This window comes from Methylobacterium nigriterrae (assembly GCF_037106235.1).
Classification (GTDB): domain Bacteria; phylum Pseudomonadota; class Alphaproteobacteria; order Rhizobiales; family Beijerinckiaceae; genus Methylobacterium; species Methylobacterium nigriterrae.
Map to the genome: position 1 here is coordinate 1 of NZ_JBAWTG010000256.1, position 3,695 is coordinate 3,695.

Annotated in this window: 4 protein-coding genes and 1 pseudogene; 4 read left to right on the forward strand and 1 reads right to left on the reverse strand. The window is 61.8% G+C overall.

Features of this window, described 5'->3' with window-relative positions; all coding sequences use genetic code 11:
* Positions 1 to 88, forward strand: a pseudogene (locus tag WDW90_RS35595) (IS5-like element ISMex42 family transposase); the annotation flags it as partial.
* A gap of 481 nt (positions 89 to 569) precedes the next feature.
* Complete coding sequence (locus tag WDW90_RS35600; protein WP_336492462.1) at positions 570 to 773, forward strand: hypothetical protein; 204 nt, start codon at positions 570 to 572, stop codon at positions 771 to 773.
* A 33-nt stretch (positions 774 to 806) separates the two neighbouring features.
* Here the strand turns inward: WDW90_RS35600 and WDW90_RS35605 are convergent, their stop codons facing one another.
* Positions 807 to 1,109 carry a hypothetical protein gene (locus WDW90_RS35605; protein WP_336492463.1) on the reverse strand — a complete coding sequence of 101 codons (303 nt, stop codon included), beginning with the start codon at positions 1,107 to 1,109 and terminating at the stop codon, positions 807 to 809.
* Between the two features lie 946 nt (positions 1,110 to 2,055).
* On the opposite strand from WDW90_RS35605, the gene WDW90_RS35610 reads away from it, so the two are divergent.
* Positions 2,056 to 2,658 (forward strand): phasin family protein, encoded by a 603-nt coding sequence (locus tag WDW90_RS35610; protein ID WP_336492464.1) that lies wholly within the window; start codon positions 2,056 to 2,058, stop codon positions 2,656 to 2,658.
* A 206-nt stretch (positions 2,659 to 2,864) separates the two neighbouring features.
* The coding region (locus tag WDW90_RS35615; protein ID WP_336492466.1) for a hemerythrin domain-containing protein at positions 2,865 to 3,695 on the forward strand (831 nt) is incomplete at its 3' end.

Genomic DNA, 3,695 nt, shown 5'->3' on the forward strand with positions numbered 1-3,695 from the left:
TGCCATCGCAACCCGCTACGAGAAGACAGCTTCAAGCTTCATGGGCGTTCTCTCGCTCGCAGCCGCTCTGGACTGGCTCAAGAGCTAACAGGCCGTAATTTCAACGATCCACATTCAGCGTCGCTACGAGAAGTGGTCTCTTGCTTGGCACTGCTCCTGCGGCGCTTGCCTTTGGGCGTTGGCCGGGGCTTGCACGCCTCTGCCGGTTCTGAGCCAGGCTGAACGAGCAATTTTGGGAGCCCACCCAAGTTCCTGTGGCGGACTTTGAGAGCGACCTCGGTCCAAATCAGCCTTTCCGTTCGATCCCCTCTCACCCGTGCTCGCCGGGCTCTCTCGCAAGCCTCGTTGAAGGCGGCACTGCCGTAGAACTCAATGAGGCTCGCCACGTCCGATCTGATCGCCTCATTTGCGATTTTTTGCGCGTTGCGCATGCTGTTTTCGAGGCGAAACATCAAACCCTCCCGCATGCACTGCAGCCAGATTTTCGATGATGACGCGAGCTACGAACGGAGTCATCCTGGATTGAGGGTCCGGTGAGGTACACATCTCGCGGCCAAGAGGGCTTTTACATGTCGGGCCACTCGGTTCACATCAAGCTGGACGGGAGAACCTATTCCGGCACATTCAAGGTTGACCGGAACTTCATGACCGTCACGACGCCGTACGGCAAGAAGACTGTTCAGGTAGATAAGCTGCAACATGCGGCACTCGCACAGAGGCTGTTAGAAGAACTTGTGCGGCAGGAAAAGGCGCGGAAGGGCTCGCTACTCTGATCGACGTTTGCGGCCCACTGCAGAGCGCCGGACCTACTCCATCTGCGGGTGGTAGGGACTACCGGAGAACTCAACCTCCGCGACCTCCAAGAGGCGGATGACCCGCTGCCCGATGGCGCGCAAGGCTGCGACAAATTCGGGCTCATTGTCGGCGGAAGCCAGCACCTCCGAGCCGGATGCACCGCCTGCCGCCACAACGTGGAGAAGACCGGGATTGTCGCTGCAAGCGACAATGCGGACGGCGAGCGTGCCGACCCTTCCGAGTTCCTCAACTGTCTTCCAGCGCTGGTGGTGGACGTTCGCAGAGGGCCGGACGAAGTGGACGACGTCACCCATGCACGGGTACTCCTCCACGAGGGCGAGCGCAGTAACCATCTTCGCACGTGTCCGCACCTGGCGCACGTCGGGGCGCGCCTGCGCCACCAATCGCACAGAGAGCGCCTTCCCGTGAGGCTCCGAACACACTGAGCCAGCAACACGAACGCACTAAACAAGCACGATGTCATAGCCTCGGCCGTGCCGCTTTTCGCAACAGCAGTGCTACTGGCGGGCTACCATCAAGCGTACCCGCCTGCTCAGTGCCCGCCTATCGCGGCACCGGAAGTGCCAAAATCGAGCTCGTGAGAGTTCTTTGCTGTTTCAAGCGCTGTCCGGTGCTGGGTGGTACAGGCGGTACAGGTGGTACTCGAAGGGGAAATCTTGGGCGGGGGCGGTACCGAAGAGGGTACAGGGTGGGACAGGTAGGCCGGGGATTGAAGGTCCGGTACCACATTGTCTCGCCCCGGTACCGCCTGGGCTCGCCTGTCCCTGCTCTGCAGTACCACCTGTACCCCTTGTACCGCCCGGTGAGATGGCCTTTTCACACAGCGGCTTTGCCTAAGGTGCGCGGCCTCTGCGGCATCGCGGCAATCGTCCGATCCTAAAAGCCGCTGCCATAGCCGAGTCGGTAGCCCTGGCTGTCGCCAAGGTGGACGGAACTGCGCGTGGCGCCCCGCAGCTTCGAAATCAGCATGGCCTTGGCTGCCCCCGAGCTGCGTTCAGCGCCCCTGGAAGATTGTGCAATGCGCTCAGGAGCTTGCAACATAGGCATAACGGCCGGCAGAAATTGTTGCGTACCAAATTGGATCAAAATGCTCCCGTGAGGCTTGAACGGTAACTGCGCGGCACAACTTGGGTGCAGTGCGGCAGTCGAAGCAAGAAGCTTCGTTGGCTACGCCGGATGTGCTTATGTTCTTACATAGGTACATTGAATTCATAATCGCATCACAGGCAGGAAACCCGAATGGCTTTCAACCAGAACGCCGCTCAGAACAACCAGCACGAACGGAGCAGTCAGATCTCCGATGCTGCCAAGGAAAATATGGACAAGACCGCCGAACAGGGCGCGCAATTCGCTGAAGCCGCTCGCGCTGGATTGAACAGGATTGCTGATCTGCACGACCGATCGGCTGAGGATACGAAACAGCTTGTTCAGAGAAGCATGGAGACCGTCTCCCATCAGGCCCGTGAGGCGACAGATCGCTTCACACGGACACTGGGCTTCACAGGCGAGGACAGCGAGCGCCTGGCTCGCCAGTCCAAGCAGAACCTGGAAGCTGTCACGCGCTGCGGCACGGTGCTGACCCAAGCCTTTCAGGATGCCTCGCGGGGCTGGTTCGAGCTGGGGCAGCGGCAGTGGCAGCGCAATCTCGACGGCTTGAACCGGCTGACCCAAGCCAGATCCGTCCAGGAGTTTGCCGCGATCCAGAGCGAGCTGGCTCGAGAAGGGCTCCAGCACCTGGTCCAGGATAGCCGCACCGTCGCCGAGACCTCGCTGCGCGGGGTCGAGGAGGCCAGCAAGACCTTCTCCAGCGCAGGCCAGCAGGGCTCTGCTGTGACCCGCTGAGGTTTGCCGCGCCTGAGCCCGATAGATCTAGGCTCAGCAACACATCGAGGGGCGGCTGCGGCGGCCGTCCTGAGCGGCAGCTTGGAGCTCAAGATGGTCTCTGCAAGCGCGCCCCTCATACGCTTCGAGCGGCACTGGTCCGAGCAGGACGAGCACCATGCCGGTTCAGCGTCCGTGACCTCCCTTTGACATCCCACGAGGCAAGCATGACCACGATCAGGCAGTTGATCCAAACCAGCCCCACGAAAGCGAACGAGCTCTTCGTGGCCCTCGCCGACACCTCGAACAATGCGGTGAAGACGCGTGAGCGTCTCCTGGGTGACCTCAAGACCGAGCTGGAGCTCCTGGCCCAGCTGGAAGAGGAGCACCTGTTCCCGGTTCTCCGCAAGCACAAGGAAACCAAAGACCTCGTCAGCGCCGCCCTGAACGACAACAAACAAACCCGTAAGCTGCTGGCTGAGCTGGAGCAGACGCCCAAGGGCAGCGAGGAGTTTGGCCCGAAGGTCGTCGAGCTGCGGAAGGTCTTCCAGCAAAGTGTGCGGGATGAGCGCAAGGAGCTGCTCCCGGCAGTCCTGAAGGCGCTGAGTGACGAGGAGGCACAGGCCATCGTCGAGAAGATCGAAGAGGGTAAGGCCGAAGTCGAAGAAGCCAAGCGGGCCGAGGCTGAGCAGCGCCGGGCCGAGCAACGGCAAGAGCGTGAGCAGGCCGACAAGCTCCTCGCCGAGCAGAAGGAAGCCGCCGAGCGCGAGCGGGAGAGCCGCGAGGCCGCCCGGCAGACGGCCGAGCAGGTGGCACAGACTGCTGAGGCTGCCGCCGAGAGCACCCGCCAGGTGGCCCAGAGCGCTGCAGAGACCGTTCAGCGTGTTGCGACCGCCCCGTTGAGCACAGGCTCGCTGTTCTTTGATGCGATGTTTGGGTTCTGGGGCCTGCCGTCGGGTCGTTCCCTGGCGCGCTCCGGCAATGCCTCGGCATCCAGGAACCAGCTGTCGAGCCAGGACGAGGAAGTCATCCCGCTGGCGGAAGAGACGCTGATCGTG